The following is a 2756-nucleotide window of genomic DNA, read 5'->3' as shown; positions in this document are numbered from 1 at the left end:
TCGGAATGATGTTATTAGCCAACGTCAGCGTATTGCCATAGTTAAAACTTTTCAGTTGGCCATTTGGGTAGTACTCAGCGTTAGTCGCATAGCTGCCACTGCTAAGCGTTCGACCTAACGCATTAACAGTAAAAGTCACACTCCTGCCAGATGGGTAACTCAAGGACGTCAACTGTCCCAACGCATTGTATCCAGGGTCCAATACAAAGGTCAGGTTGTCGACCGTCAGTAATTCTTTTTCTATCAGACCAAGTGAATTGTATTGATACTCCCACGTAGTACTTCCTGACGTCAGATTACTCAGGTTACCCTGTGCATCATAGGTATAAAGGCTGTTTCCGCTGCTATCCGGATAGGTGATTTGTCTGATATTGCCAATGTTGTCATAGCTAAACTGGGTCTTTTCACTCGCTAACACACTGGTGGTGGCGCAGGCGTTTATAGCACCTGATGCGCCCTTTGCCTCCCATATCACATCACCAACGCTGTTGTAATCATATGCTGTTGAGCCGACGTCGGGGCGATAAAGACGACAAAGCCGTTGATTGGCATTGTAGTAGCGATTCTCTGTAATACCACCTTGAACAACACTAGCAACCCGGTCAAACAGATTGTAATTAATCGTCGTAGTAACACTTTCAGGTTGACTGATAAGTGAAGGAAGTTTTTGTTCGGGCGAACCAAAGGCTCTGTACGTCGTGGTTGTTCGATTCCCCAAAGCGTCGACGGCTTCAACCCTGTTGCCAGTTAGGTAAAAGTAATCAACACCGCTATTATCGACCGTTGAATACTGTCTTTTGACGCGTTGCAAGCCGTCATAAATGGTTGCCTGACCATTGGTCTCGACATCACTTTCGCTGGGAAAGGAAATAAAAACTGGTTGGTTATAGGCATCAAATTGCTGGCGAACATAGACATTCGTATTGCGGGCGATGTCACGCTCTCGCGTTAATAACGGACGAAAAAGCGCGTCCATTTCAATTCGTTTTTCATAATTACCACGAGTTAAGGTCTGAACAAAATATCCGTTTAAATTGGTGTAATTGATGGTTGTCGGTGTCCAGCCAGTCGGTGGCGTTATTGACTTGACACGGCTCATCTCGTCATAACTATATCCAGTAGTATGTCCGAGGAAATTCGTGGTGCTCGTAATCTCTCCATGGTCATTTACAACTTGTGTCGCAGTTTGCGTTGCAGTAGAGCTATAGCGGTTGGGTAAAATAATTTGTTGTGGGATACCGCGCTTGTAGTTGTTAAATTCGACCCAACGATTGGTCAAGCCAGAGGTTTGCCGCTTAACATTTCCGGCTGAGGTGCCTGAAGTATGATAAGTATAGGTATACAGCAGCGCACCAAACTCTCGCTCCTGATACGGCAATAGTTTACTCGCTGAGGTTGCTGAATGATAAGACGTTTGCTTAACGGTCGTCCAGCTAGAGTTATTGGCAGAGAGCTCGACCGTTGTAGGTAGGTTTAACACCCATAATGATGTGTCATGCTGATAACTTAAACGTTTATAACGCGTTCCACTAGGGCCGCTTTCTGTAATGAGTCCTGGTTGACCATAAGTGTTGTAGTTACTATAGATTGTGGTGTAAACGGAGGGTATGCCATTACTGAAAAATGACTCCTTAACATTGTTAGGGTAGGTATGATTATCATGCATGGCATTATTGCCGATTGAAGTATATCCTAAATCGGCACATGTAACTCTTTCTGTAAGCGGGTAGACGTTAGGTTTACAATATTCTAATCTCACTTTCCCCACCCTTGGCATGATATGAAACGTCTTTTCTGTCGCTCTTAATAAGTCAGAACCGTTGGTATCATAGTACAGAGTTAATACTTCTTGTCCTTCCAGTGCTGTGTAACTACGATTGATAACGTGTACAGTTTTACTCCCGTCTGGATTGCTTATAGTTGTTGATCTCAAGTCCATTAGGTTAGTACCGGCGGGTGTAAAAGGCAGCCCAGTTAATGCCTCTGGTTGTGCTGTCGGGGTAGTAGTGCGCTTTGGTGAGCCAGCATTCTGAGAATATGAGTAATTCCATACGAGATTTTGTTGATTAAAATTTAGCTCTTTTTTAATGATGGCAAGATTAGCAAAACATCTTGATCCACCATCATTGCTCGAGGGGACTTGCGAGCGACCGAATCGGGTTGGTCTATGTGTTAATTTAAATACAGCCCCATCAGGATGCTCCAAGGTTGAGAGAGTTGTAGAACTACTTAGCGTTGCACAATCGTTTATAGCAGGAGAAGTAAAAATGTAACCACCATTTAAGCCATAATTTAGGTTGAAAACCCAACTTTTACCATCAGGTCTTTTTACAGTCTTTAGTTTATCTTTATATAGGTCATCTACTGCATTGTAGTAAGTTTCATATTCATATTGCCAAACGCGGCTATTAACTGATATTTGTTTTACTCGCTCAGAGGAAGTTCCTTGTTCATAGGTTATTTCTATGGTTCGAGCATCATTTGATGTGATTTTGGTGAGTTTGTTTGAGTATCGCAGAAATTCACTTGGAAAACTGCCACCGGTGTCTGCTTGCTCATACTCAAACACCACCCAATTTCCAAACCTGTCTTCAATTCTGCTTGCTTGAATTGCGATAGTATAGACTTGAGAAAACTCATAGGCATTATAATCGGGATTCCAAACATCACCTTCTTGTTCTATTCTAATTTTAGTTGCTGGTGTTAATGAAACAACATCAAATGTATAAGTGGTGCGGTAATCATCCCATTTTTAA

1 pseudogene is annotated in these 2756 nt (G+C 42.7%); it reads right to left on the bottom strand.

The features are described 5' to 3' along the window. A pseudogene (locus AAY72_RS16655) lies at positions 1 to 2569 on the bottom strand (RHS repeat protein); the annotation flags it as partial. Positions 2570 to 2756: the final 187 nt, after the last annotated feature.

This window comes from Alishewanella sp. WH16-1, assembly GCF_001441695.1.
In the GTDB taxonomy this organism is placed as follows: Bacteria; Pseudomonadota; Gammaproteobacteria; order Enterobacterales; family Alteromonadaceae; genus Alishewanella; species Alishewanella agri.
Note: the sequence above shows the minus strand (reverse complement) of the source record. Positions and strands in the feature narration are given on the sequence as shown.